Annotated in this window: 19 protein-coding genes and 1 pseudogene; 7 read left to right on the top strand and 13 right to left on the bottom strand. The window is 70.3% G+C overall.

Annotated elements, in window-relative coordinates:
- Positions 1-18 precede the first annotated feature (18 nt).
- Together OHT61_RS04550 and OHT61_RS04545 are read right to left on the bottom strand one after the other, a co-directional pair.
- On the bottom strand, positions 19-1,704 hold the full coding sequence (locus OHT61_RS04550) for a DUF885 domain-containing protein (protein ID WP_329035238.1): 1,686 nt from the start codon (positions 1,702-1,704) through the stop codon (positions 19-21).
- A gap of 67 nt (positions 1,705-1,771) precedes the next feature.
- Positions 1,772-2,290 (bottom strand): Lrp/AsnC family transcriptional regulator, encoded by a 519-nt coding sequence (locus OHT61_RS04545; protein WP_329035237.1) that lies wholly within the window; start codon positions 2,288-2,290, stop codon positions 1,772-1,774.
- 59 nt (positions 2,291-2,349) lie between these two features.
- Between OHT61_RS04545 and OHT61_RS04540 the strand changes: the two genes are divergently transcribed.
- Entirely contained in the window at positions 2,350-3,573 is a 1,224-nt protein-coding gene (locus tag OHT61_RS04540; RefSeq protein WP_329035235.1) for a trans-sulfuration enzyme family protein, read from the top strand.
- Here the strand turns inward: OHT61_RS04540 and OHT61_RS04535 are convergent.
- Together OHT61_RS04535 and OHT61_RS04530 are read right to left on the bottom strand one after the other, a co-directional pair.
- Complete coding sequence (locus OHT61_RS04535) at positions 3,500-4,975, bottom strand: GNAT family N-acetyltransferase (protein WP_329043096.1); 1,476 nt, start codon at positions 4,973-4,975, stop codon at positions 3,500-3,502. The genes OHT61_RS04540 and OHT61_RS04535 overlap by 74 nt on opposite strands.
- 259 nt (positions 4,976-5,234) lie before the next feature.
- Positions 5,235-5,759: pseudogene (locus tag OHT61_RS04530) on the bottom strand (alkaline phosphatase D family protein); the annotation flags it as partial.
- Between the two features lie 206 nt (positions 5,760-5,965).
- Between OHT61_RS04530 and OHT61_RS04525 the strand changes: the two are divergent.
- Positions 5,966-6,451 carry a hypothetical protein gene (locus OHT61_RS04525; RefSeq protein ID WP_329035234.1) on the top strand — a complete coding sequence of 162 codons (486 nt, stop codon included), beginning with the start codon at positions 5,966-5,968 and terminating at the stop codon, positions 6,449-6,451.
- Between the two features lie 231 nt (positions 6,452-6,682).
- Here the strand turns inward: OHT61_RS04525 and OHT61_RS32475 are convergent, their stop codons facing one another.
- The 3 genes from OHT61_RS32475 to OHT61_RS04510 form a co-directional block, all read right to left on the bottom strand.
- Complete coding sequence (locus tag OHT61_RS32475) at positions 6,683-7,036, bottom strand: DUF6221 family protein (protein WP_443049361.1); 354 nt, start codon at positions 7,034-7,036, stop codon at positions 6,683-6,685.
- A gap of 693 nt (positions 7,037-7,729) precedes the next feature.
- Positions 7,730-9,235 carry a MocR-like pyridoxine biosynthesis transcription factor PdxR gene (gene pdxR / locus OHT61_RS04520; protein ID WP_443049360.1) on the bottom strand — a complete coding sequence of 502 codons (1,506 nt, stop codon included), beginning with the start codon at positions 9,233-9,235 and terminating at the stop codon, positions 7,730-7,732.
- 941 nt (positions 9,236-10,176) lie between these two features.
- Positions 10,177-11,007: an alpha/beta fold hydrolase gene (locus OHT61_RS04510; RefSeq protein ID WP_329035232.1), complete on the bottom strand. Its 831-nt coding sequence runs from the start codon at positions 11,005-11,007 to the stop codon at positions 10,177-10,179.
- 164 nt (positions 11,008-11,171) lie between these two features.
- On the opposite strand from OHT61_RS04510, the gene sigJ reads away from it, so the two are divergent.
- Positions 11,172-12,056 carry an RNA polymerase sigma factor SigJ gene (gene sigJ / locus OHT61_RS04505; RefSeq protein ID WP_329035230.1) on the top strand — a complete coding sequence of 295 codons (885 nt, stop codon included), beginning with the start codon at positions 11,172-11,174 and terminating at the stop codon, positions 12,054-12,056.
- Between the two features lie 820 nt (positions 12,057-12,876).
- Positions 12,877-13,641: a GntR family transcriptional regulator gene (locus OHT61_RS04500; RefSeq protein ID WP_329035229.1), complete on the top strand. Its 765-nt coding sequence runs from the start codon at positions 12,877-12,879 to the stop codon at positions 13,639-13,641.
- Between the two features lie 190 nt (positions 13,642-13,831).
- Here the strand turns inward: OHT61_RS04500 and OHT61_RS04495 are convergent, their stop codons facing one another.
- The 3 genes from OHT61_RS04495 to OHT61_RS04485 form a co-directional block, all read right to left on the bottom strand.
- The gene (locus OHT61_RS04495; RefSeq protein WP_329035228.1) at positions 13,832-14,989 is read right to left on the bottom strand and encodes an ROK family protein; all 1,158 of its coding nucleotides are present in this window, start codon (positions 14,987-14,989) and stop codon (positions 13,832-13,834) included.
- A gap of 129 nt (positions 14,990-15,118) precedes the next feature.
- Positions 15,119-15,769 (bottom strand): response regulator transcription factor, encoded by a 651-nt coding sequence (locus OHT61_RS04490; protein WP_329035226.1) that lies wholly within the window; start codon positions 15,767-15,769, stop codon positions 15,119-15,121.
- Positions 15,770-15,773: 4 nt separating this feature from the next.
- Positions 15,774-16,946 (bottom strand): sensor histidine kinase, encoded by a 1,173-nt coding sequence (locus tag OHT61_RS04485; RefSeq protein WP_329035224.1) that lies wholly within the window; start codon positions 16,944-16,946, stop codon positions 15,774-15,776.
- A 108-nt stretch (positions 16,947-17,054) separates the two neighbouring features.
- Here OHT61_RS04485 and OHT61_RS04480 point away from each other — a divergent pair, with 108 nt between their 5' ends.
- The 3 genes from OHT61_RS04480 to OHT61_RS04470 all read left to right on the top strand — a co-directional run bounded on the left by OHT61_RS04480 (position 17,055) and on the right by OHT61_RS04470 (position 19,810).
- Positions 17,055-18,002, top strand: a complete 948-nt coding sequence (locus OHT61_RS04480; protein WP_329035222.1) for an ABC transporter ATP-binding protein — start codon at positions 17,055-17,057, stop codon at positions 18,000-18,002.
- A 5-nt stretch (positions 18,003-18,007) separates the two neighbouring features.
- Positions 18,008-18,751, top strand: a complete 744-nt coding sequence (locus tag OHT61_RS04475; RefSeq protein ID WP_329035220.1) for an ABC transporter permease — start codon at positions 18,008-18,010, stop codon at positions 18,749-18,751.
- 618 nt (positions 18,752-19,369) lie between these two features.
- Entirely contained in the window at positions 19,370-19,810 is a 441-nt protein-coding gene (locus tag OHT61_RS04470; protein ID WP_329035218.1) for a hypothetical protein, read from the top strand.
- Between the two features lie 79 nt (positions 19,811-19,889).
- On the opposite strand, the gene mug is transcribed toward OHT61_RS04470, so the two are convergent.
- The 3 genes from mug to OHT61_RS04455 all read right to left on the bottom strand — a co-directional run bounded on the left by mug (position 19,890) and on the right by OHT61_RS04455 (position 23,015).
- Entirely contained in the window at positions 19,890-20,450 is a 561-nt protein-coding gene (gene mug, locus OHT61_RS04465) for a G/U mismatch-specific DNA glycosylase (RefSeq protein WP_329035215.1), read from the bottom strand.
- 18 nt (positions 20,451-20,468) lie between these two features.
- Positions 20,469-21,911 carry an adenylosuccinate lyase gene (gene purB / locus OHT61_RS04460; RefSeq protein WP_329035213.1) on the bottom strand — a complete coding sequence of 481 codons (1,443 nt, stop codon included), beginning with the start codon at positions 21,909-21,911 and terminating at the stop codon, positions 20,469-20,471.
- A 267-nt stretch (positions 21,912-22,178) separates the two neighbouring features.
- Positions 22,179-23,015, bottom strand: a complete 837-nt coding sequence (locus OHT61_RS04455; protein WP_329035210.1) for an SGNH/GDSL hydrolase family protein — start codon at positions 23,013-23,015, stop codon at positions 22,179-22,181.
- Between the last annotated feature and the right edge of the window lie 30 nt (positions 23,016-23,045).

Raw genomic sequence — 23,045 nt, 5'->3', positions numbered from 1 at the left:
GCCCCGCCACCGACGTGGTCAGAGCCTGGACAGCTCGTCCACCAGGTCGTCGAGGCCGAGCGACCCCTGCGACAGTGCGGCCATGTGCCAGGCCTTGAGGTCGAACGCGTCCCCGTGCGCCTTGCGGGCGTTCTCCCGGCCCAGCAGCCAGGCGCGCTCACCCAGCTTGTAGCCGATCGCCTGCCCCGGCATCGACATGTAGCGGGTCAGCTCGCTCTCCACGAAGTCCGCCGGACGGCCGCTGTGGGCGCCGAAGAACTCCTGCGCCAGGTCCGGCGTCCACCGCTCACCCGGGTGGAACGGCGAGTCCGTGGGGATCTCGAGCTCCAGGTGCATACCGATGTCGACGATCACCCGGCACGCGCGCATCATCTGCGCGTCCAGATAGCCCAGGCGCCGCTCCGCGTCCGGAAGGAAGCCGAGCTCGTCCATCAGCCGCTCGGCGTACAGCGCCCAGCCCTCGGCGTTGGCGCTGACGTGGCCGATCGACGCCTGGTAGCGGGAGAGGCTCTCCGCCACGTGCGTCCACTGCGCGATCTGCAGGTGGTGTCCGGGCACGCCCTCGTGGTACCAGGTGGACACCAGGTCGTACACGGGGAAGCGGGTCTCGCCCATCGTCGGCAGCCAGGTGCGGCCGGGGCGCGAGAAGTCCTCCGAAGGTCCCGTGTAGTACGGGGCGGCGGCGCCGCCGGCCGGAGCGATGCGGGACTCCACCTTCCGTACCCGCTCGGCCAGTTCGAAGTGCGTGCCGTCCAGCGCCTCGATGGCCTCGTCCATCAGGCCCTGCAGCCACTCCCGCACCTCCTCCACGCCCTCGATGTGCTTGCCGTGCACGTCGAGATGGGCCAGGGCCTCCCACGGGCCCGCTCCCGGAAGGATCTTGTGCGCCTCGGACTTCATCTCGGCCAGCAGCCGGTGGTACTCGGACCAGCCGTAGGCGTACGCCTCGTCCAGATCGAGGTCCGTGCCGTTGAACTGGCGGGCCCAGCGGGCGTAGCGCTCGCGGCCCACGGTGTCCGGGGCACCCTCGATCGCGGGGGCGTACACCTCGCTCAGCCAGTCGCGCAGCGCGACGAGTGCCGCGGTCGCCTGTCCGGCCGCTCCGTCCAGGTCCGCGCGGAGCGAGTCCGGTCCCCGGGCCACGAAGTCCTCGAAGAACGCCGGGCCGTCGTCGCCCGTCCAGGTCCCCAGCTGCCCGATGAACGTGGCGGTCGGCCGGGGCCCGCCGTACAGCTTGCGCTCCAGCCCGAGTGCGAGCGAGGAGCGGTACCCCTCGATCGCGGCCGGAACCGCCCGCAGACGCTCCACGACGGCGGCCCAGTCCTCGTCCGTCGCGGTCGGCGTAGCCGAGAAGATGTCCCGCACACTGTGGACGGGGGAGTGGATGTTGGAGACCGCCCGCAGCCCCTCCTCAGCGTCGTGGATGGCGAGTTCGGCCGTCAGGCGTTCGCGCAGCAGCCGCGCACAGCGCTTCTCCTCCGCGGTGTCGGCGCCGGGCACCTGCTCGGCCGCGTCGAGCTCCACCAGGGTCCGCCGGACGAGAGCGGCCACGGCCGCCTGACCGTCGGGCGAGAGATCGGGCAGCCTGCTGGAGCTTTCCGCGACACCGAGGTAGGTGCCTGTGATCGGGTCGAGTTCGATGTACGCGTCGACGTAGGCGTCGGCGACCTGGCGGGGCAGCGCGCTGCTCGATGTGTCTGACATGTGGCCATCCTCGTACGGGTGAGCCCTTCACGTCACGGGTAATACGACTTCGGCCGGGAAAGATCCATTACGGGGCCGGAAGCTCCTGATGCTGCTCCCTGGCCCCCGGACCGGACGGCGGCGGCATCAGCGGGCCGCACTCCCACTGCTGGAAGATCAGCCGCGTCTCCACCCGGGCCACCTCCCGGCGTGAGGTGAACTCGTCCAGCACCAGCCGCTGCAGGTCGGCCGGGTCGGCGACGGCCACATGCACCAGGTAGTCGTCCGGGCCGGTCAGGTGGAAGAACGCGCGCGACTCGGGCAGCGCCCGGATCCGTTCGACGAACGGGCCGATCAGCTCACGGCGGTGCGGCCTGACCTGGATCAGCAGCAGCGCCTCCAGCCCGCGGCCGATCCGCGCCGGATCGATGCGCAGCCGGTGCCCGACGATCACTCCCGAGCGGCGCAGGCGCGCGACCCGGTCGAGACACGTGGACGGCGCCACACCCACCTCGGCGGCGAGTTCCCGGTACGTCGTCCGGGCATCGTTCTGCAGCAGTCGCAGAATGTGCAGGTCGACCGGATCGAGAGCGACGGATTCTGGCATCCGGCGAACGTAGCACGGCGATCGGGCACGATCGGCCGTTGCTTGTTCAGGCTGGTGCCATGGACGCCGAAGCCATTTCCCTGACATCCCAGGCCCCCTTCCGGTCCAGGGCGCTCGCCACCGAAGCCGTGCACGCCGGACGCGACGATCTCGCCTCTCTCGGTCTGCACGCCGCGCCGATCGATCTCTCCACCACCTACCCGTCGTACGACTCCCGGGGCGAGGCCGAACGCATCGACGCCTTCGCCACGACCGGAGCCAGGCCCGACGGGCCGCCTGTCTACGCGCGGCTCGACAACCCCACGACGGCGCGCTTCGAAACGGCACTCGCACGGCTCGAAGGCGCCGAGAGCGCGGTGGCCTTCGCCAGCGGAATGGCGGCCCTCACCGCCGTCCTGCTCGCCCGGGCGAGCCTGGGGCTCCGCCACGTGGTGGCGGTGCGGCCCCTCTACGGCTGCAGCGACCACCTGCTGAACGCCGGGCTGCTGGGCACCGAGGTGACCTGGACGGACCCCGCGGGCATCGCCGAGGCCATCCGTCCGGACACCGGTCTGGTGATGGTCGAGACACCCGCCAACCCGACGCTGGCCGAGATCGACATCAGAGCCGTCGCGCACTCCTGCGGGTCCGTGCCGCTGCTGGTCGACAGCACCTTCGCCACACCGGTCCTCCAGCGGCCGGTCGAGCACGGGGCGCGCATCGTCCTGCACAGCGCCACCAAGTACCTCGGCGGGCACGGCGACGTGATGGGCGGAGTGGTCGCCTGCGACGAGGAGTTCGCCGCGACCCTGCGGCAGGTCCGGTTCGCCACCGGGGGCGTGCTGCACCCGATGGCCGGATACCTGCTGCTTCGCGGTCTGTCCACACTCCCGGTACGGGTCAGGGCCGCGTCGGCGTCCGCCGCCGAACTCGCCCGCAGGCTCTCCGCCGACCCCCGTATCGCCCGCGTCCACTACCCGGAGGTGGGCGGGGCGATGGTGTCCTTCGAGGTGTACGGGGATCCGCACAGGATCATCGCCGGGGTACGCCTGATCACGCCCGCCGTGAGCCTCGGCAGCGTGGACTCGCTGATCCAGCATCCGGCCTCCATCAGCCACCGCATCGTGGGTGAGGGAGACCGGCGCGCCTCGGGCGTCGGTGACCGGCTGCTGCGCATGTCGGTCGGACTGGAGGACGTCGAGGACCTGTGGGCGGACCTGTGCCAGGCCCTCAGTGACGGAACGGCCGTCCCGCCGGCCCGGGTCCCGGGAGCGGCCGCGACGCCTGCCCCGAGGGCCCGGTAGTCGGCCGGTCCGCCTGCTCCGCCGCCGACCGGTGGGCCGACTCCGCGGCCGACCGGTCGCGAGCCGGGGTCAGCCGCGCGGTGATGACCAGGGTGCCTTCCTCGATCTGGTAGTCGAGGGGCAGTGACAGCGCGCGCATGGCGGCGACCATCCCCGTGTTGTGGGCCTGTGTCACGGCGTAGACGCTCTCGCATCCGGCCTCGACCGCCAGGCCCACGAGGCGCTCCAGGAGCTGTGAACCGATGCCGCGGCGCTGCCAGTCGTCCTCGACGACGAGCGCGACCTCGGTCTCGTCCCCGTCCCAGAGCAGGTGCCCGAGCGCCACCAGGCGGCCGGAGGCCGTCTGCACGGCGAGGGTGCGGCCGAAGCGCGGGCTCAGGAGGTGGTCGAGATAGCGGTCGGCGTCGCGGACCGGGCCGTGGTAGCGCAGGCCGAGGGTGCGCTCGGAGCAGCGGTCGTGCATGGCGACCGCTGCTCCGAGGTCGCTTCGATCGGCCCGGCGGACCGTGATGTCGTTGCCCTCCGGCAGCGTGAGGACGTCCTCGCTGCGAGGTACCCGCGGTCCGAGCCGGGCGTCGAGCTCGACCAGGGCCCGCGCCCGGGCGAACTCCGTCGGAGTGAAGGGCAGGTACGGGCGTTCGACGCTGATGACCCCGCCGGACGGATCGCGCAGCCTCATCACGGTGTCCTCCAGGACACCCTCCACCGGTGCGCTCTCCCCGGTGGACCGCCCGGTGACCGTCTGGGCGGGCAGCGAGTGGATGGTGCACCGGCCGAGGAGCTGACGCAGGGCCAGGGGGAGTTCGGCCGCGTCCAGGGCCGTGCGGGTGGCGAGGCCGAGGACCCTGGTGGGCGTGTCGACCAAGTCGTGCGCGTCCGCGCGCTCGATCCAGGTGGAGGTACCGCCGGCGGAGGCGATCTCCCGGGTGAGCTGCTGCGCCGGCAGCGCGCCCGGTGCCCGCAGCAGGAACTCGTCGACCGTGCCCTCCGCCAGGGGGTGCGTCTGCAGCGTGAGGATGTCGATCCGCCGCCGGGCGAGTGCGGTGCAGAGGGCCGCCAGGGCACCCGGAGTGTCCTGCACGGTCGTCCGCATCCGCCACAGCACTGCCTCCAGCTCCTCGTCCGCACCGGCCGGGGCCGTCTCGGCCTGCGTACCGGCGCCGGTGTCGGTATCGGATCCCGGGGGCGGCGCGTGGCTGTGGCGTCGCGCCCACCACGTGTGGAACGCGGCCGTGGCCACGAGGGCCACGGCCGAGGCGACGAGCAGATAGGGGCCGTCGGGCTGGTGTCCGATCAGGTTGGCGACGGCGTCGGCCACCGCGACCGCGGTGAAGAGCGCGGCCAGCTCGATCAGATCACGCCGCCAGTGGTGCGGGCGGCGGGCACTCTTCGCGGACGTCACATCAGTCATGTGTTTACTGTGACCGAACGGTGTTGCCTGACAACGAACGCACTGTGACTGATGGGTTACGTGTGGATCCGGCCGTTCTGGTCGCGTTCGGCACCTTTCTTCGGGAGAGGCCATGAGGAGGGATCCTCGGTGCCGCTTCCGGAAGGGTGTCCTGAGGGGAAGGGTGTCCCGCGGGCAAGGGACCGCCGCCCTGCTGGTGTGGCCCGATGCGAAGCCTGCCGCGGGCGCCGTCGGTGCCGGGCGGGGCGGCTCACCGGCCGACGCGCCCCGGCTGGAGCGTCCTCCCGGAGAGGACCGTGCCGTCCTCGGCCCGCAGTCGCACCGTCAGCTCCCCGCTTCCCCCGTCGATGTCCACCTCGCCGAAGAACTGCGGCGATTCCATCGGGGAGACGTTCGCCCGGTCGGGCGCCCGGACGAAGACGTGGTCGGGTCCGAACGTCCCGTCCAGCGCGTTCGCGGGGAAGCCCCCTGCGGCCGGCGGACCCGAGACGAACTCCCAGAACGGGGCGAAGTCCGTGACCGCCGCCCGCTCGGGAGCGTAAGGCTGGGCGGACGTGTAGTGCACATCCACGGTCAGCCAGAGCGTGCCGGTGATACGCCGGTGCTTGATGTGACGCAGCAACTCGGCGATCTGCAGTTCACGTCCCAGAGGCGCGCCCGGGTCGCCCTGCGCCACCGCCTCGAAGTCGGTCGCACCGTCCGGGACCACCAGCCCCAGGGGCATGTCCGCCGCGATCACCTTCCAGACCGCCCGCGACCTCGACAGCTCGCGCTCAAACGATTCCGTCGCGGAGGTCTCGACCACCCCGCCGTACCAGTCCGTGCACTTCCGGCACTCTGCACCTAGTAGCCGATACCATCCCGGTCTCACGCACGACCCCTGGGGGGACCTTGAGTAATCAGTACGCGCGGCAGCCCTACGGCCAGCCGCACCCTGCACAACCCTACGGTGGCCCCGGCTACCCGCCGCCGAAGAAGAAGATGGGCGCCGGGAAGATCATTGCGATCGTCCTCGGCAGCATCTTCGGGTTCTTCGTCCTCCTCGTCATTCTCGGCCTGGCCATCGGCGACGACAGCAACCACGCAGACGGCAAGGATTCGATCCTCGAAGTCACCGCGTCTCCGACACCGACACCGACACCGGCAGCCGTCGAGCCCGCCGAGAGGGCCCCGGAGGAAGCACCGGAGAAGGCAGAGCCCGCCGAGACGAAACCCGAGTCGAAGAAGGGGCGGGAGTACCCGTCCGGCGACTACGTCGTTGGTGAGGACATCCCCGCGGGGACGTACACGTCCGCCGGCGCCGAGAAGGGCGTCTTCGAGTTCTGCTCCATCACCACCGAACCGACCGGCGACCTGACCATGCCGAAGATCAAAACCGCGAACGCTGACGAGCGCATCATCATTACGCTCGAAGAGGCAGACGGCGTCGTCAGCGTCAGCAACTGCGAGCCGCTCAAGCGTCGGTAGAAGTCACCGCACAGCGAAGCCCCGGACCTCATGGTCCGGGGCTTCTTTGCGGGCGACGCGGGCGACCCGGCCGCCCAGCACGTCCGTCGGCAGCATGATCACAGCGACGGGGAGTTTCCGGCACAGGTCGTCCAGCGGCTCCCGGCACTCATGCTCAGACCTGCCGGCACCGTGTACCTCGCACCCATGGCCGCGGTCTGACGGGTTGTCGTAGCTCGCGGGCGACAACCGCTACGGAACCCACTCCTGGCAGTACCCGGGGTGGTCCGCGTACACGGCGGCGGCGAGTAGGCGAACCGTGGTACAGCCGTGCGGCCTGCCCTGGTAGTCGCCGGGCACGTCGCAGCAGGTGCACCAGCCAGGCATGGACCGGGCGTGCACACTGAGAGGATCGCCGCTTCGCCTTGACCTCCGCAGGATGCGGGCCGGGCCGTGGCGGGCAGCGTGGGCGCGCACCACGTCGGACAGATCTGGGCCGTAGGCATCAAGAGCCCAGGCGGTCCAGGCGCTATCGCCAGGACAGGCGCGCACCACCCGCCCGTCCTCGTCGAGTCGGGCCCGGGGGAGGGCCACCAGGTCGGTCATGATGACTCTTCGACCTGCGCCTTGCGGAGCCGGCCGGGCCCGCCTCTTGCAGCGGTCGTCAGGCCCGATGCCTGCGGCTCACCTCCCCTCGCGCGGAGAGGACGGCTGCGTCCACTGGTGCCAGCCGGCTGGGGGCGGTTCACCTCCGCGCGAGCAGAGGTGAACCGGCTCCGCACCGAGCACAGTTCACGTTCGATCCGTGCTCTCCGCGCGAGCGGAGGCGAACCGCGCGTCAGCAGCTCCGGGGGCGGATGCTCCAGCCGACCCGCACACCCCATGAGGCGTCCGGCCGGCCCGACAGTGCGAGGGCGGGCGCGGCGGTGAAGGCCGCGGGCACCGCGGAGCCCGCGGCGGCGATGACGACCCGCGCAGCACGGTGCGGCGGGCGGGAGCCGGAATACGAGGACGGTTCGATCGATGCGCCTCCGGAGGCGAGCCGGCAGTGGAACAGCGGTTCCCTACGGGCCTGTTGTGGCTCATGCATCGTCGCCCGTAGCGGCGGGAGGGCCAACCCCGGATGAGCGAAGGGCGCTTGTGCGAGCGGATCGAGGCTCGGGGTCGGCGCTGACGGCGGTGGGGCGTGCGCGATGCCCGTGCCCGGACGGCCGGGGGAGGCGAACCGGGCCGCGTCCGGGGTGGTTTCACGGAGCCGGTGCGGGGCGGCTTCCCGGAACCGGCACGACGGGAGGTGCCTCAGCGCCCGGCCCGCGTTGCCTCGGAGAGGAGGCGGACGCCGTCCGAGAGGGCGGCCGGCGCCAGGTGCGCGTAGCCGAGGACCAGGCACACCCCGCGGTCGTCGGGGCCGTCCACCGGAGCGGTGGACAGCGGGCGCAACGCGATGCCCGCCTCCGACGCCCGGCGCAGGAACGGGGCCGTGGGGCCGTATCGTCCGGGCATACGGGCGATGAGGTGCAGGCCGGCGGCGATGCCGCTGACCTCCGTCCCGGGAAAGTGCCCGTCCAGCGCGCGTATCAGAGCGTCCCGGCGCTCCCGGTACGCCCGTTGGCACCGGCGGAGGTGCCGGTCGTAGCCGCCACCATCGATGAAGCGGGCGAGCACGGCCTGGTCGAGCACGGGGTTGCCGAGGTCCATCGTCCGCTTGCGTTCGACGATCTCGTCGGTCATCGACACGGGCGGCACCAGCCAGCCGAGCCGCAGACCGGGTGCCAGGGACTTGCTCACCGACCCGCTGTGGACGACGTGCTCCGGGTCCAGCCCCTGCAGCGCTCCCACCGGGGCGCGGTCGTACCGGAAGTCACCGTCGTAGTCGTCCTCCATGATCACCCCGGAGGTGTCGCGGGCCCAGTCAAGGAGCGCGCGGCGGCGCTCGGCGGAGTAGGCGATCCCGGTCGGGAACTGATGGGCGGGGGTCGTCACCACCGCACGCACACCCGAGCGCAGCAGCGGCCCCATCGCCAAGCCCTCCGTGTCCAGGGGCAGAGGGAGCGCCGTGAGCCCGGCGGAGGCGAACAACGACGTGTGTTCGGCGCTGCCGGGATCCTCGACGCCCACCGCCGTGGCGCCCCTGGCCCGCAGGACGAAGCCGAGCAGCGTCGTCGCCTGGGCCACACCCGAACAGACCACGACGCGCTCCGGATCGGCCACCACCCCGCGCCGTCTCGTCAGCAGCGAAGCCAGTGCCACGCGCAGTTCCGGCAGGCCGCGCGGATCCGGGTAGCCGAGGGTGTGATGCGGCACCCGGTCCAGCACCGCGCGGTGCGCGGCAGACCAGGCCGCTCGCGGGAACAGGGACAGGTCCGGGGTGCCAGGCCGGAAGTCGACGCGCACCGCCGGCCGTCCCGCGGACAGGTCCCGGGCGCCGCCGTCGGCGGGCCGGACCGCTCCGCTCACCCAGGTGCCCGCGCCACGGCCCGCGCGCAGATAGCTCTCCGCCGTCAGCTGCTCGTACGCCTCCGTCACCAGGCCCCGGGACACGCCCAGGTCGGCTGCCAGCGCGCGGCTGGCGGGGAGACGGGTCCCGGCCGGCAGCCGGCCCGTGCGGACGGCCTCACGCAGAGCGGACTGCAACGCCCGGCCCCGCTGCCGCACCGGCGCCGAAGCCGCCGGCAGCAGCAGTTCCCAGGCGGGTGTCACCGCTGCGCGCTCCATCGCCTCGCTGTCGACCGCTGTGCGTTCCATCGCCGTGCGCCCGACCGCCCGGAGCGGGTCCCGCGGCGGATTGGTCCCCGAAGACGTCATGGAAGTGGACCTTAAACCGGGCCACGGAGGAACCTAGCGTCGCCCACATGGACGCGAACCCCTTGCGCGGAGCCCTGTTGGCCGCCTTCGCCTGCACTCTCGTCGGTGCCTCCTTCACCGCGAACAGCGTGCTCGGCGACTATCCGTACGCAGGTGGCCAGGCGCTGCGCTACGCCCTCGCCGCCCTCATGCTCCTGCCGCTCCTCCGCCGCGGCGGAGGTCCAGGAACGGCCGCACTCAGGCACCTCGGGGGTCGTCAGTGGGTGCGTCTGGGAGCCCTCGCCGCCATCGGGATGGTCGGCTTCAATCTGGCCGTCCTGACCGCCGAGCGCACGGCGGAGCCGGCGGTCCCAGGAGTGCTCGTCGGCTGCGCACCCATCGTCGTGGGCGTCGTCGTACCCGTCCTGGCGCGACGGCGCCCGTCGCGAGCGGTCCTGGGCGCCGCTCTGCTCGTCGCCCTCGGTGCCTTCACGGTCCAGGGGTGGGGGCGGACGGACCTGCCCGGGGTGCTCTTCTCGGTCGGGGCTCTCGGCGGGGAGGTGGGCTTCGCGCTGCTGGCGGTACCGATCCTGCGCCCGCTCGGGCCGCGGCTGCTGTCCGCCGCCGTGTGCGCCATTGCGGCACTGGAATCCGTGCTGCTGGGTCTGGCACTCGACGGGTCCCGCTTCATCAGCATGCCCACGCCCGTGGAGGCGACGGCGCTCCTCTGGCAGGCGGCCGTCGTGACTGTGGTCGGATTCGTGTGCTGGTACAGCGCCATGCGCCGGATCGGGGCGGAACGGGCGGCCCTCTTCTCCGGGCTCATCCCGGTTGCCGCCGCCGTCACCGCACCACTGGCCGGCACGGGCGCGTACGGCGTCGGTCAGGGTTTGGGAAGCCTGCTGGTCGGTGCGGGAGTGGCGCTGGGGTCTGGGGTCTTCGGACGGAGCGACGCGGAGGGGTCAGCGGCTCGTGTCGAGGACAACCCGCGCCACAGCCGCAGGGTCGTCGCTCATGGGCACGTGTCCGCAGCGTGGCAGGCGGACGAGCCGGGCGCCGGGGATGACGCTCTTCGCCCTGATGCCTTGCCGGCGCGGGAGAAGGAGGTCTTTTCCGCCCCATGCGACGGTGACGGGGATGCCGGGCACGTCGTCGGTGAAGGCGGTGAACCGCCCGGCCTCCAGGGTGCCGTCGAACCCGGTGGCCTCGCGCAGAGCGAAGGTCTCGGCCACGACCGCATCCGGTGAACGGCGCCCGGGCTGTGCGTAGATGGTGCTGGTCAGCACTGTTCGACCGGCGGCGCTGCGCGAGAGTCGCGTGATCAGCGGCAGGGGCATCGCCAGCGCCGCACGGCGCATCGCGCGCAGCACCCCGAAGGCGTACCTGCGCTCGCACCCGGTCCAGAACCCGGCGGGGGAGAAGGCGGAGACCGAACGGACCCTGTTCTCCCGTCCCAGCTCCAGTGCCAGCAGGCCGCCCAGAGAGTTGCCCGCGACGTGAGGGCGTACGAGGCCGAGTGCGTCGAAGAACGACGCGAGCACCGGTACCACCGTCCGCACGTCGTACGAAAGCCCGTCCGGCAGCGGCGTCGAGGCGCCGAACCCAGGCAGGTCGACGGCTATCACGTCCCGCTCCGCCGCCAGTATGTGCAGGACCGGATCCCAGGCCTGCCGGTGATGGCCGATGCCGTGCAGCAGGACCAACGGCTCGCCCGCGCCCGTTCGTTCGTACGCCACCTCGACCGTGCGCCGGCCGGCGGGGGAGTCGACGTCGAACGAGATCGTGTCGGCCATACCGCTCCTCGGGATCGTCCGGCCGCTTGGGCCGGAGTGAATGAGACACCGCGTCAGCAATAATTACCGCCAGGTAGCTCGCAGTTCAAGGGTCCGCAGGTCGCAGTTCAAGGGCCGCCCGATTCCCGCTGGACACCTCGCGGGGCGTCGGCTGGGATGGAGAGGTGACCGCCGAATCCGTGACTGATCTCTTCGAAGAGCACCGGCCTGTCCTGACCGGGGTCGCCTACCGCATGCTCGGCCGCGTAGCCGACGCCGAGGACGTGGTGCAGGAGGCATGGCTGCGCTGGGCCTCCGCCGACCGGGCGGACGTGCGGGAACCACGGGCCTATCTCGTACGCGTCACCACCCGTCTCGCCATCGACCGGCTCCGCCACGTGCAGTCCAGGCGAGAGGCGTACGTGGGGCCCTGGCTGCCCGAGCCCATGGTCACGGGATTCGGCCAGGCGGTTCCCGACTCCGCGGAGCGGGCGGTCCTCGCGGACTCCGTCTCGCTGGCCGTCCTCATCGTCCTGGAGACGCTCTCCCCGCTGGAGCGCGCGGTCTTCGTCCTGCGCGAGGCGTTCGGTTTTCCCTACGCGGAGATCGGCATCACCCTCGACCGGTCCGAGGCGGCCGTGCGCCAGCTCGCCGGTCGCGCGAAGCGGCATGTCGAGGAAGGCCGGCCGCGCTACGACGTGGACCCGGCCGAGCGGCGCGATCTGACGGAGCGCTTCCTCGCCGCCGCATCCGGCGGCGGACTCGACGAGCTCCTGGCCTTGCTGGCGCCCGACGTGCGGCTTGTCAGCGACAGCGGTGGCAAGGCCAAGGCGCCCAGGCGGATCATCGAGACCGCGGACAAGGTGGGGCGCTTCCTCTTCGCGGTGGCGCATGACTGGCCTTCGCGGATGGAGGCCCGAATCCTGGAGCTCAACGGCGGCCCCGCCCTGGTCTTCGGCGTGGACGGTCAGGTGGACACCGTCTTCCAGACCGAGGTTGCCGACGGGGTGATCCGGTGTGTCTACGTGATCCGCAACCCCGACAAGCTGACGGGGCTGCACGGCAGCTAGACGGGACCGGTCCCGTCTACCTGGCCGCATGCCCGGCACGGTAGTGGGAGTGCGCGCGCTAGGGGGGCGCCCTTGCCGGGGCGCGGGGGCTACCGGCGCTGGGGATCCCCGGGCTGCGGATCCTGGGCGCTTTCTGGCCGCGGGTTGGGGCGGGCCGAGCGAGGCGCGGGCGAGGCGGCGGCTGAGGCTGCTCGCGGGGGAGTGAGTTTCAGTCGGTCGACCGGGGTTCGGGGACTGAGGGCTCGCGGTTCGGGGTCGGGCTTCGGCGCTTCAGGGGCCGGGGTCGGGCTTCCAGGATTTCGGCTCTGGGCTTCTGGGTTCCGCGATTCCTGGGCCCAGTGCCCAGTGCCCAGGGCTCTGGGCACTGGCGTCAAGGTGCAGGTGTGCGGCTCGCTCGTGCTTCGCAGGGGCCGCCCCTTCTGACCGGGGTGGCACGCCTTTCACGGTGCTCTGGCTTCTCCCAGCCACTTCGCCGGGTCCGGGCTGCCCGCTCGGGCGAGCGGGCAGTCGCCATCTCGCCGGTCTCGCGGTGATCTGCCGCAGCCGCAGCCGCAGCCGCAGCCGCAGCCGCAGCCGCAGCCGCTCATGTCGCACCAGCCCCAGGTGATCCGTCCGTCCCGAGGATGCGCTGCGCATGGTGTGGGTTCACGGCTGTACGAACGTCCCGTGAACGCTCTGCGGCGCGGGGTGGTTTCTCTCCGTTACCGCGCGAGGATTGGTCTTGACCAAGGTGATGAGCCGCCCTAAGGTCTGAACGTTAAGGTAGGAACCTTTAATAAATAACGTCGCGGAAAGCTCTCGAGCGATTGCGGAGGACAGGGTGGGGACCACGCAGCTGGAATCGGTGCAGGAGCCGAAGTACTGGCACCTCAAGACCGTGCTCAGTGAGGCACTCGACTCGGACTTCGCGGTGGGAGAGGTTCTGCCCAACGAGCGGGATCTCGCAGCGCGCTTCGGTGTCGCACGCGCCACTCTCCGGCAGGCACTTGAGCAGCTCGAACTCGAAGGGCGGCTGCAGCGCCGACGCGGCGTGGGCACGACCGTCGCACCGCCGCGTGTCGGAGTCGCTGTCGCGACCGCGCAACACGGGTGGTCGGGCGACGGGGACGAGGCATGGCAGCCCGTCGAGTGCACCATGGCCGTCGCACCCGCGGTGGTCGCCGCCGAACTCGGCGTCGCAGCAGGAGAGACGGTGCATGTGGTGCGCCGCATCCGGATCACCCATGGGCAGGCCGTCGCCGCTGAGCTCCTCTACGTGCCGGCGTCCTCCGTACCCGAACTCTCCGGCATCGAGGCGGCGTCCGGGCCGGCCAGGGCGAGAGGTGTCCTGAGGGAGTTGCACCGTCTCGACCTCGATGGCCAGGACCGCTCGGTCGAGCTGGGCTCAGCCCGTGCGGACGACGCCAAGGAACTCGACCGGCTGCCGGGGGCCCCGGTTCTCGTCGTCACGACGCGCTACCTCGCCGCCAAGGTCACGGCGGCCGTATCCGTTGCCACCTACCGGGCCGATACCTGCCGGCTTACCTTCGGGGACTCGGGAGCACTTGAGATCAGTCACGCCGAACAGGAACGCAAGGCTTCCTGACGCCGTTCTCCGGTGCGTCGGTGCGTCGGTGCGTCGGTGCGTCGGTGCGTCGGTGCGTCGGTGCGTCGGTGCGTCGGTGCGCCTGGGTGTCCAGGATGCCTGAGGTGCCTGATCCGGGCCGACGCGTTCGTGCGATGCGATGCCTAGGAACGAGTCGGCGTCACGGTTCTTTCGGAGAGGCCCGCCGCCGTCAGCGGCGGGCCGTCATCGTTCCCTCGATGGCGAAGAGCTGCTCCTCCACGTGGTCCAGTGCCAGCCGCAGCGCGCCGGTGGCGACGGCGGCTTCTCCGAGGAGAGAGAGGGCGACACGTGGCGGCCGGAGACAGAAGCGCGCGAGCTCGTCGCGTAGCGGGTCCAGCACCCCGTCGAGGCCTGCGGCCCACCCGCCGATCACCACGAGCTCGGGATCGAGCGCCAGTACCAGTGCGGCGACATCGTGGACCAGCCGCTGATTGAACCGTGCGACCGCTGCCTTGGCGCCCGAGTCCCCGTCCTTGGCCTTGGCGAAGACCGCAGCGACCGCCTGCTCGTCCAGGGGGTCGAGCGGAGTGTCTGTCGTGGAGAGCAGGTGCTCCGGTGTGACATCCCTGCCCAGGAGATGAAGTGCGCCGATCTCGCCGGCTGCTCCGCCGAATCCCCGGTGCAGTCGCCCCCCGATCAGTGAACCGGCGCCCGGGCTCAAGCCGGCCAGGACGAAGACGATGTCGTCGGACTCGGTTGCCGCACCCTTCCAATGCTCGGCCACCGCTGCGGCATTGGCATCGTTCTCCACGAGAACAGGGCAACGGAACGAACGCCGCATCCTCTCGCCGAGCGCGAGCCCCGTCCAGTCGGGCAGCGCCGTTCCCAGCCGTACGGTGCCGTCCGCCTCCACGATGCCCGGGCTTCCGACCCCCACCGCGCGGAGGCTGCTCCTCGCCACCCCGGTGCGGCGCAACAGATCCACGATCATGGCCCTGACCTGCTCAAGCCTGTCATCCGCACACGCTGTCTCCGAGACGTCGCGGGCACCGGCGCCGACCACTCTGCCGTCCAGTCCCGAGATGAGGGCGGACACCCGATGAGGGCCGATCTCGACGCCCAGCAAATAGCCGGCCTCGGCACGAAACCTGAAGCGCCTGGCAGGCCGCCCCTGGCGGCGGGCTCCGCTGTCGTCGGGCGACGCCTCGACCACCAGCCCCTCACCGAAGAGGCCCTCGACGACCCCCTCGACCGTGGGGCGGGACAGGCCGGTGATCCGCGTCAGATCCGTGAGTGTGGGCGAATCCGCGCCACGTAGGGCGTGCAGCACCACTGCGGAATTGATCCGCCGAAGCAGAGACGGATCCCCACCGGTCAGCCTGCCCACCGTGTGTCCTCCCAGGTCGTGCGTGTCTGCCGGATGGTACTCGCTGCCTCGGACCGGGGCGACCAGCAACCGAGAGGAGACTTCGGTCAGGGCGTCCGGTGTATCGAGCTCGACGGGGGCGGGCCCCGGTCAGCTCGGAGCCACGAAGCCGGACTCGTAGGCCGCAATGACTGCTTGGGTCCGGTCCCTGGCCCCCAATTTGGCGAGAATCGCACTGACATGTGTCTTCACCGTCTCCACTCCCACGACGAGTTCGGCAGCGATCTCCGCGTTGGACTGCCCCCGTGCCATGAGCCTGAGCACTGCGCCCTCACGGTCGGTGAGTGCCGCTCTGTGCATGCGATCCCGCGCCTTGCTGCTGCCGTACTCCGCGGCGAGCTGCCGAACCGCGGCGGGGAACAGCAGCGACTCGCCCTCCGCCACCAGGCGCACGGCATGCACGATCTCGGAGGGGCGGGCACGCTTGAGGAGGAATCCGTCGGCGCCGGCTCGCAGCGCCTCGTACACGTACTCGTCGTTTTCGAACGTCGTCACCACGAGGATCTTCGGCGGGTGGGGGACGGTCCGCAGCACCAGACGGGTCGCCTCGATGCCGTCCATCAACGGCATGCGTACGTCCATGGCGACGACCTCGGGCCGAAGGCGGCTCACGAGCGGAATCACTGCCGCGCCATCCGCAGCCTCGCCCACCACCTCGATGTCGGGCTGAGCCTCCAGGACCGCGCGCAACCCCGCACGCACCAGGGGTTCGTCGTCGACCAGAAGTACGGTAATCGGCATCAGGTCAGCGTATGTGGTCCAACGGCAGGCTCGCGTGCACGATCCATTCCCCCTTGTTCGGTCCCGTCCTCGCTTTACCGCCGAGCAGCGCGGCCCGCTCCCTCATACCTCGAAGACCGCTACCGCCTCCTCGGCGGCGAGGCGGCCCAACAATCGGATTGGCCACCTCCAGATCCAGGCAGGTCTCCGCCACGGAGATCCTCACCCGTACGGGAACAGCGCCGGCGTGACGCAGCACGTTCGTGAGCGATTCCTGCAGGATCCGGTACCCCTCGCGTGACACCGGGCCGGGCAGCAGTTCAAGTGATCCCGCCATGTCCACGTCTATGATCACGCCGGAGTCGCGGGCCGAATCCAGCAGCCTGCCGGCTTCGAGGAGCGTCGGACGTCCGCCGACGGGAAGATCCGGCTCCCGCAGAACTCGCAGGACCCGCTCCAGATCTTCCAGCGCGGTGCGTGCTGTCTCCTCGATGGCGGCGAGGGCGCGTGCGGTGAACTCCGGGCTGTCCGCGGTCCGGGCGGCTCCCGCCTGCACCACTGCGATCGTCAGTGCGTGACCGATGGAGTCGTGGAGTTCTCGGGCTATCCGATTACGCTCCAGCAACAGCTGGGTGCGTTCCTCCAAGGCGGTCAACCGCTCGGTCGGGGACGGATTGAGCAACCCGCGGGCCGCTGCTGTGGCCACTTCACCGCAGAGGATGACCACCCCGAGGAGTATCAGGAGGGGCACCGGCGCGAGCAGTGCGCACAGCCAGCGCGCGGGGAGCAGTTCGGCCAGCCAGCCCGTGGTCGGCCGGGCGCCGGCAGCTGCGCCTATGAGGTCGACCGTCGTCGTCGGCAACCAGACGGTGGCGAAGCCTGCTGCTGCTGCCAGCAGCAGTCTGACCTCGAGCCAGGCGACAGTCCGCCACCGCTCGGCCCACGTGGCGGATGGAGCGGCTGAGATCGACGCATTCGGCCTGCCACGTTCCGCAGGTGTGAGGAGCAGTTGAGCCTGCAGGCCTTCGGCGAGGCGGAATCCGGGCAGCAGACCGATCGGCACCGCGAACAGGCAAGGCATCCACGGTGTCTCCATGGAAATGAACAGCCACACGCTGACGACTGCGGACGGAATGAGCAGATGCAGCCAGCGGCTGTAGGTGACGGGGCGGGTCAGCGGTCCCAGAAAGTGGTGCATGCCGCAATCGTGTCAGCGCCGCGCTGGAAGGCGGCTCCCCCGAGCGAGGGATATCGACCCCTCCGATGGGGGAGGCGGCGAGAACGGGCCGCAGGACAGCCTTGAACCATGACCAGCATCGAAGTTCACGAACTCACCAAGGACTACGGTCCTGTCCGCGCTGTCGACCGCCTCACGTTCAGCGTGCGGCCGGGGCGCGTCACAGGCTTTCTCGGACCCAACGGTGCCGGGAAGTCCACCACCATGCGACTCGCGCTCGGGCTGGCCCGCCCATCGGCCGGCTCGGTCACCATCGGTGGACGACCCTACTCGGCGCTGGACAACCCGCTGCGGCGGGTCGGAGCCCTGCTCGATGTCCAGGCGGCGCACGGCGGACGGACCCCGCGTAGTCACCTGCGCGTTCTCGCGGCAAGCAACGGCATAGCCGACAGCAGAGTCGAGAAGGCGCTCGCGGACGCCGGCCTCACAGAAGTCGCAGGGCGGCGGATCAAGACCTTCTCGCTCGGCATGCGGCAACGGCTCGGCATCGCCGCGGCACTGCTCGGTGAGCCGGAAGTGGTGATGCTGGACGAACCTTCCAACGGGCTTGATCCAGAAGGCATCGTATGGATCCGAGAGCTGATGCGTCGCATGGCGCGCGAAGGTCGAACCGTCCTGGTCTCCAGCCACTTGATGAGTGAGACCTCATCGTTCGCCGACCACTTGATCGTGCTGGGCAAGGGCCGGCTGCTGGCCGATCGGACGATGCGGCAGTTTCTCGGTTCCCACGCCCGCCCCGGTGTCCGGCTGCGGACCTCCGAAGCCTCTCGTCTCTGGGACGCTCTCACACGCAAAGGGCACACACCCGTCGAGGGCGACTCCGGGGATTGGACGATCGAAGGAGCACACGTGGAGGAGATCGGCGCGATAGCGGCCGCGGAGGGCATTCCACTCACCGAGCTGGTGCAGATGCAGGCCACCTTGGAAGAGGCATACCTCGACCTCACCGCGAGCGAGACCCAGTTCGCCGCATCTGCGGCCCTACCCGGCGAGCCGGTCTGCCGTAAGGCGGTTTGAGCACCGTGACAAAATCTGTGGCAGCGGTTCTGCGCTCCGAGTGGATCAAGATCAGCTCTGTGCGGTCGGTGTCAGGTTCGTTGATGTCGGTCTTCGGTGCGACACTGTTCATCACCGTGCTCGTGTTCGCCTCCATCGGCCGGGCTGAGGCGAGTGGTGCAACTGACGACCCGGTGTTTTCAGCCTTCTACGCACTGAACTTCGGACAGATCGCCGCCATGGTGTTCGGGGCGACCGCCCTGTCGTCGGAGTGTCTCAACGGTGCATTGCGCATATCGTTCGCGGCGGTTCCCCGACGTGGCCTGCTGTACGGCTGCAAGATGTCGGTGGTCGGCGGGCTTGCCCTCGGAGTGGGCCTGATCACCAGCTTCAGCACGTTTCTCGTCGGGCAGCTGTTCATGGGGGACTACGCGATATCCCTCGGACATGAGGGTGCGTTGCGGGCGGCGTTCGGTGGGGGCGTCTACCTCGGGTTGATGGCCCTCTTCGCGGCCGGACTGACAGCACTCCTGCGCAGCGCGGTCGCCGTGCTGAGTCTGCTGATTCCGTTCATTCTCATCGTGTCCTTCGTGATCGGAGACATAGCCGGAGACACCGCTCGATTTCTCCCCGATCAAGCGGGGCAGTCGGTCCTGCACGCACATCAGGAGGCGGGTCTGGGACCCTGGACGGGACTCGCTGTCACCGCGGCATGGGCCGGCCTCGCACTTCTCGCCGGGTGGTGGTCCATGAGCCGGCGAGACGCCTAGAAAGCGCGTGGGCCACGGACGCCACGGTCCACGTGCGGACGGGGCGCGAAAGTCCGCCGGTGCCGGATACCGGATGGCGGATACGGGGCACCGCGCGAGAGTTGTGGGTGAGTGAGTGCCCTTACTCCTGCTGGTTGCGGGTCCCGCAAGGCCCGGCCGGAGATCGCGCGTACAGGGTGGGTCTGTGCCACGCAAGGCCCTGTCCGCCGGGGCCGCCAGCCGATGGTCAGTGAGGCGATTTCGGCTCACCACGCAGATCACAGACCTGTGCCCTCAAGGCGCAGTCCGTACCCCGCGCTGACGCATCAGCGCTCATGAGGACGAACCTGCGTCACGGCCGTGCCGACGCATCCTCAACGGACGCCCTTGACCTATCGACTGCCGGCCGTGTCGGGCGTAGTGGGGGTTGCAGGTCGAGGGAACGCGACCAGTCGGCGGGCGCGGCTCCCGCCTGGACGACCAGCGCTTCCAGGCGAGGGGCACCAAGCGAGGCGCTGGCCCTGGCCGGCCGCCGGGGCAAGTCTGTGCGTCAGCTCGCGTCCTGTTGACGAAGCCGAAGGCCCCGGGTTGTGCCCGGGCGGAAGGCCATGTGTCAGTGTGGAGAGGTTTACTGACGATATGACGACCGCACATCACCTCGGCCTCATCGATGGAATGCGCACCCAGGACTTTCCTTCGGAGCGCCTTCACTCGGGCACAGGCGTCAGCGGACCCGGCTACCACGCAGCGCTTCTGCTCGGCGAAGAAGACCTGTACGGAGAGGACGACGCCTCAGACCGCGCGCAGCGACGTGCACAGTGCCTGGCGGAACACGACGCACTGCTCACGCTTCTCACTCTTCGCTGGGGCGAACCACAGGTGGTCAGTATGTGGAGCGCCCAGGAACGCATGAGGGCAGGCGAGGTGATAGCGGACCCCTGGGCCGAACCTGTCTCAGCTTGCGAATACCTGCAGTTGTGGCGGGTCGACGAGCGTTGGATAGCCATGGTGTTGTATCTGCAGGAAGCCGGAGCCGACTGCGAGCTGGGCGTCATCGTGACGGTCGTCGACCCACCTTGACGACCCACCTCGAGCCCTTCGGCAGCCGACACGGCGACGATGCCCTGACCGGGAGGGCGTGAGCGTCGGCCCTCAGTGCCTAAGGCTTCGAGTCCTCGCGTACCTGCTCATCGACGGCCGACCGCAAGCGGGAGTACTCGTCGGCCATGGTCTCCACGGTCCAGTGAGCGTTCAAGCCGCTGGGATTCGGCAGGGCCCACACGCGTGCGCCGCCGACCCTGCGTTCCTGAGGACCGATCTGTGCGCGACGGTCGCCGAAAGCCGTCCTGTAGGCGGTGACCCCCACGACGGCCAGCCACGCGGGCCGCAACTCTTCCACTTTGGCCGCGAGGATTCTGCCGCCCTGGCGGAATTCCTCCGTGCTCAGTTCGTCGGCCCGTGCGGTGGGTCTTGCCACGACGTTGGTGATGCCCAAGCCATAGTCCAGGAGCATCCGTTGTTCGGACGGTCTCAACTTTTTGGAGGTGAATCCCGAAAGATGCAGTACAGGCCAGAAGCGATTGCCCGGGTGGGCGAAGTGATGACCGGTTGCAGCCGTCATGATGCTGGGATTGATGCCGCAGAACAACACACGCAGGCCGCCCGCGACCACGTCGGGTACGACGCGGCCGCGGGCGGCGGGAGACTCTTCGGGCTCCATGCGATCGGTGCAGTGCCGTCAGAGGATGGAGCCGGGGGTGTACCCGGCAGCCTCGGGGTGCTGCTTGGCGATCTCCTCGATGCGGGCCACGAGAGCGCTGACCTGGTCTCCCGCAGCTCCGGTGAAGGAGAGCTTGTCGGCCATCAGGGCGTCGAGCTGCTCACGGGAGAGCGGGATGCGCTCGTCGGCGGCGAGCTTGTCCAGCAGTTCGTTGCGCTCCGTGCCCTGTTCCCGCATCGCGAGTGCCGAGGCGACCGCGTTCTCCTTGATGGCTTCGTGAGCCACCTCACGGCCCACCCCGGCCCGCACCGCACCCATGAGCACCTTGGTGGTGGCGAGGAAGGGCAGGTAGCGGTCCAGCTCACGCGCGACCACCGCGGGGAACGCGCCGAACTCGTCGAGCACGGTGAGGAAGGTTTCGAGCAGACCGTCGAACGCGAAGAAGGCGTCCGGCAGGGCGACGCGCCGGACCACGGAACAGGACACGTCGCCCTCGTTCCACTGGTCGCCCGCGAGCTCACCCGTCATCGACGCGTAGCCGCGGAGGATGACCATCAGGCCGTTGACGCGCTCGCAGGAGCGGGTGTTCATCTTGTGCGGCATCGCCGAGGAGCCGACCTGGCCCGGCTTGAAGCCTTCGGTCACCAGCTCGTGCCCGGCCATGAGCCGGATCGTCTTCGCGACCGACGACGGGGCCGCGGCCAACTGCACCAGGGCGGTCACGACGTCGTAGTCGAGGGAGCGGGGGTAGACCTGGCCCACGGAGGTGAACGCCTGACCGAAGCCCAGGTGCCCGGCGATGCGCTGTTCAAGATCGGCCAGCTTTGCCGTATCGCCGCCGAGCAGGTCCAGCATGTCCTGCGCCGTGCCGACCGGGCCCTTGATGCCGCGCAGCGGGTATCGGCCCAGCAGGTCCTCGAGCCGCCCGTACGCCACCAGAAGCTCGTCCGCCGCAGACGCGAAGCGCTTGCCGAGGGTCGTCGCCTGGGCGGCGACGTTGTGGGACCGGCCCGCCATGACCAGCTCGCGGTACTCCGCCGCCAGCTTGCCGAGACGGGCCAGGACGGCGACCGTGCGGTCCCGCATCAGTTCCAGGGAGAGCCGGATCTGCAGCTGCTCCACGTTCTCGGTGAGGTCCCGGGAGGTCATGCCCTTGTGGACCTGCTCGTGGCCGGCGAGGGCGTTGAACTCCTCGATCCGAGCCTTCACGTCGTGCCGGGTGACCTTCTCGCGCTCGGCGATCGAGGCCAGGTCGACCTGGTCGAGCACGCGCTCGTAGTCGGCCAGCGCCGCATCGGGAACCTCGATCCCGAGGTCCTTCTGAGCGCGCAGCACCGCCAGCCACAGCTGACGTTCCAGCTTCACCTTCTGCTCGGGGGACCAGAGGACGGCCAGCTCCGTGGAGGCATAGCGGCCGGCCAGGACATTGGGGATGCGAGGCTTCGCAGACACAGCAGTCACGTGTCCGGATTCTACTGGCGGTTTCTGCAGGTCCGCGCCGAGGGCCGGTCTGTGGCTTTCTACGAAGGGCCGCCCAGGCTCCCAGCGTGTACGTGCGGGCGAGGGTCCGTCGCGACCAGCGGGAGCATCACGGGCCACGGGCTCACGCGAAGCAGGCTGAGCGCGCTGACACGACCCGGGCCGGGGGCCGACGAGTGGCCCCCGGGTTCCCGGCTGCCGGTGCCAGGTGGAGCCGGCAGTCTGACAGACGACCGCCCGCCGTGGCTGTCAGCCGTCCAGCCGGCGCCAGCCCGTGACGGGCCCGGGTGCCGACGTGTCCTCGGGGGTGATCCAGAAGGCCTGCCCGAGCCCGGCGTCGTACTGGGCACCTGCTCGCCCGTCGCCGGATGAGCGGCCCGTGAGGCGTCGCCCGATCCAGGGCATCAGATGCTGCTTGGCGAACCGTGCGTCCTCGACCCGCCGCTGCGCCCAGCGCACGGGCGCCGTTGCCGCCATCGGCGTCTGCCAGTCGCTCTCCTCGGGCATGCCCAGCGTCTGCCAGACGGCTTCCGCGACTCTGCGGTGCCCCTCGGCGGTCAGATGCAGCCGGTCGACGTCCCACATCCGCGGGTCGCCCAGCGACGGTGCGCCGTACAGGTCCGTCACCAGTGCGCCGTGGCGATCGGCCAGTTCTCCCACCAGCGAGAACAGCTCCTCCATCCGGGGACGGAACCGCTCCATCACGGGGCCGTTCCGGCCGGGGCTGCGCATCAGGACCAGGGTCTTGCACGCGGGCGCGAGGCGTTCCACCGCCTCCTCCAGCCGACCGCGCACCATGCCCATGTCGCACTTCGGCCTCAGGGTGTCGTTGAGCCCGCCGACGAGGGTGATCACGTCCGGTTGGAGCTCCGCGGCGACGGGGACCTGCTCGTCGACGATCTGGCCGATGAGCTTTCCGCGCACAGCGAGGTTCGCGTACCGGAAGCCGGGAGACCGCGCCGCGAGGCGCGAGGCGAGGACATCGGCCCAACCGCGGTAGGAGCCGTCGGGCAGCAGATCCGACATGCCCTCGGTGAACGAGTCGCCGACCGCTACGAGACTGGTGTAGGAGGCATTCAATTCCATGGCGACGTCGATCGTACCGCCTGGGCGCCG

It is taken from the genome of Streptomyces sp. NBC_00178 (assembly GCF_036206005.1).
GTDB lineage: Bacteria > Actinomycetota > Actinomycetes > Streptomycetales > Streptomycetaceae > Streptomyces.
This window is presented reverse-complemented; position numbering and strand designations above follow the sequence as displayed.

What these genes read in the sequence shown, in the direction of transcription:
- OHT61_RS04480 (WP_329035222.1), top strand. Translation starts at nt 17,055, where the DNA reads ATGACCAGCATCGAAGTTCACGAACTCACCAAGGACTACGGTCCTGTC.
- OHT61_RS04510 (WP_329035232.1), bottom strand. Translation starts at nt 11,007, where the DNA reads ATGGCCGACACGATCTCGTTCGACGTCGACTCCCCCGCCGGCCGGCGC.
- OHT61_RS04545 (WP_329035237.1), bottom strand. Translation starts at nt 2,290, where the DNA reads ATGCCAGAATCCGTCGCTCTCGATCCGGTCGACCTGCACATTCTGCGA.
- OHT61_RS04540 (WP_329035235.1), top strand. Translation starts at nt 2,350, where the DNA reads ATGGACGCCGAAGCCATTTCCCTGACATCCCAGGCCCCCTTCCGGTCC.
- pdxR (WP_443049360.1), bottom strand. Translation starts at nt 9,235, where the DNA reads ATGACGTCTTCGGGGACCAATCCGCCGCGGGACCCGCTCCGGGCGGTC.
- OHT61_RS04485 (WP_329035224.1), bottom strand. Translation starts at nt 16,946, where the DNA reads ATGCACCACTTTCTGGGACCGCTGACCCGCCCCGTCACCTACAGCCGC.
- OHT61_RS04525 (WP_329035234.1), top strand. Translation starts at nt 5,966, where the DNA reads ATGGGCGCCGGGAAGATCATTGCGATCGTCCTCGGCAGCATCTTCGGG.
- OHT61_RS04470 (WP_329035218.1), top strand. Translation starts at nt 19,370, where the DNA reads ATGACGACCGCACATCACCTCGGCCTCATCGATGGAATGCGCACCCAG.
- mug (WP_329035215.1), bottom strand. Translation starts at nt 20,450, where the DNA reads ATGGAGCCCGAAGAGTCTCCCGCCGCCCGCGGCCGCGTCGTACCCGAC.
- OHT61_RS32475 (WP_443049361.1), bottom strand. Translation starts at nt 7,036, where the DNA reads ATGACCGACCTGGTGGCCCTCCCCCGGGCCCGACTCGACGAGGACGGG.
- OHT61_RS04455 (WP_329035210.1), bottom strand. Translation starts at nt 23,015, where the DNA reads ATGGAATTGAATGCCTCCTACACCAGTCTCGTAGCGGTCGGCGACTCG.
- OHT61_RS04550 (WP_329035238.1), bottom strand. Translation starts at nt 1,704, where the DNA reads ATGTCAGACACATCGAGCAGCGCGCTGCCCCGCCAGGTCGCCGACGCC.
- OHT61_RS04490 (WP_329035226.1), bottom strand. Translation starts at nt 15,769, where the DNA reads ATGCCGATTACCGTACTTCTGGTCGACGACGAACCCCTGGTGCGTGCG.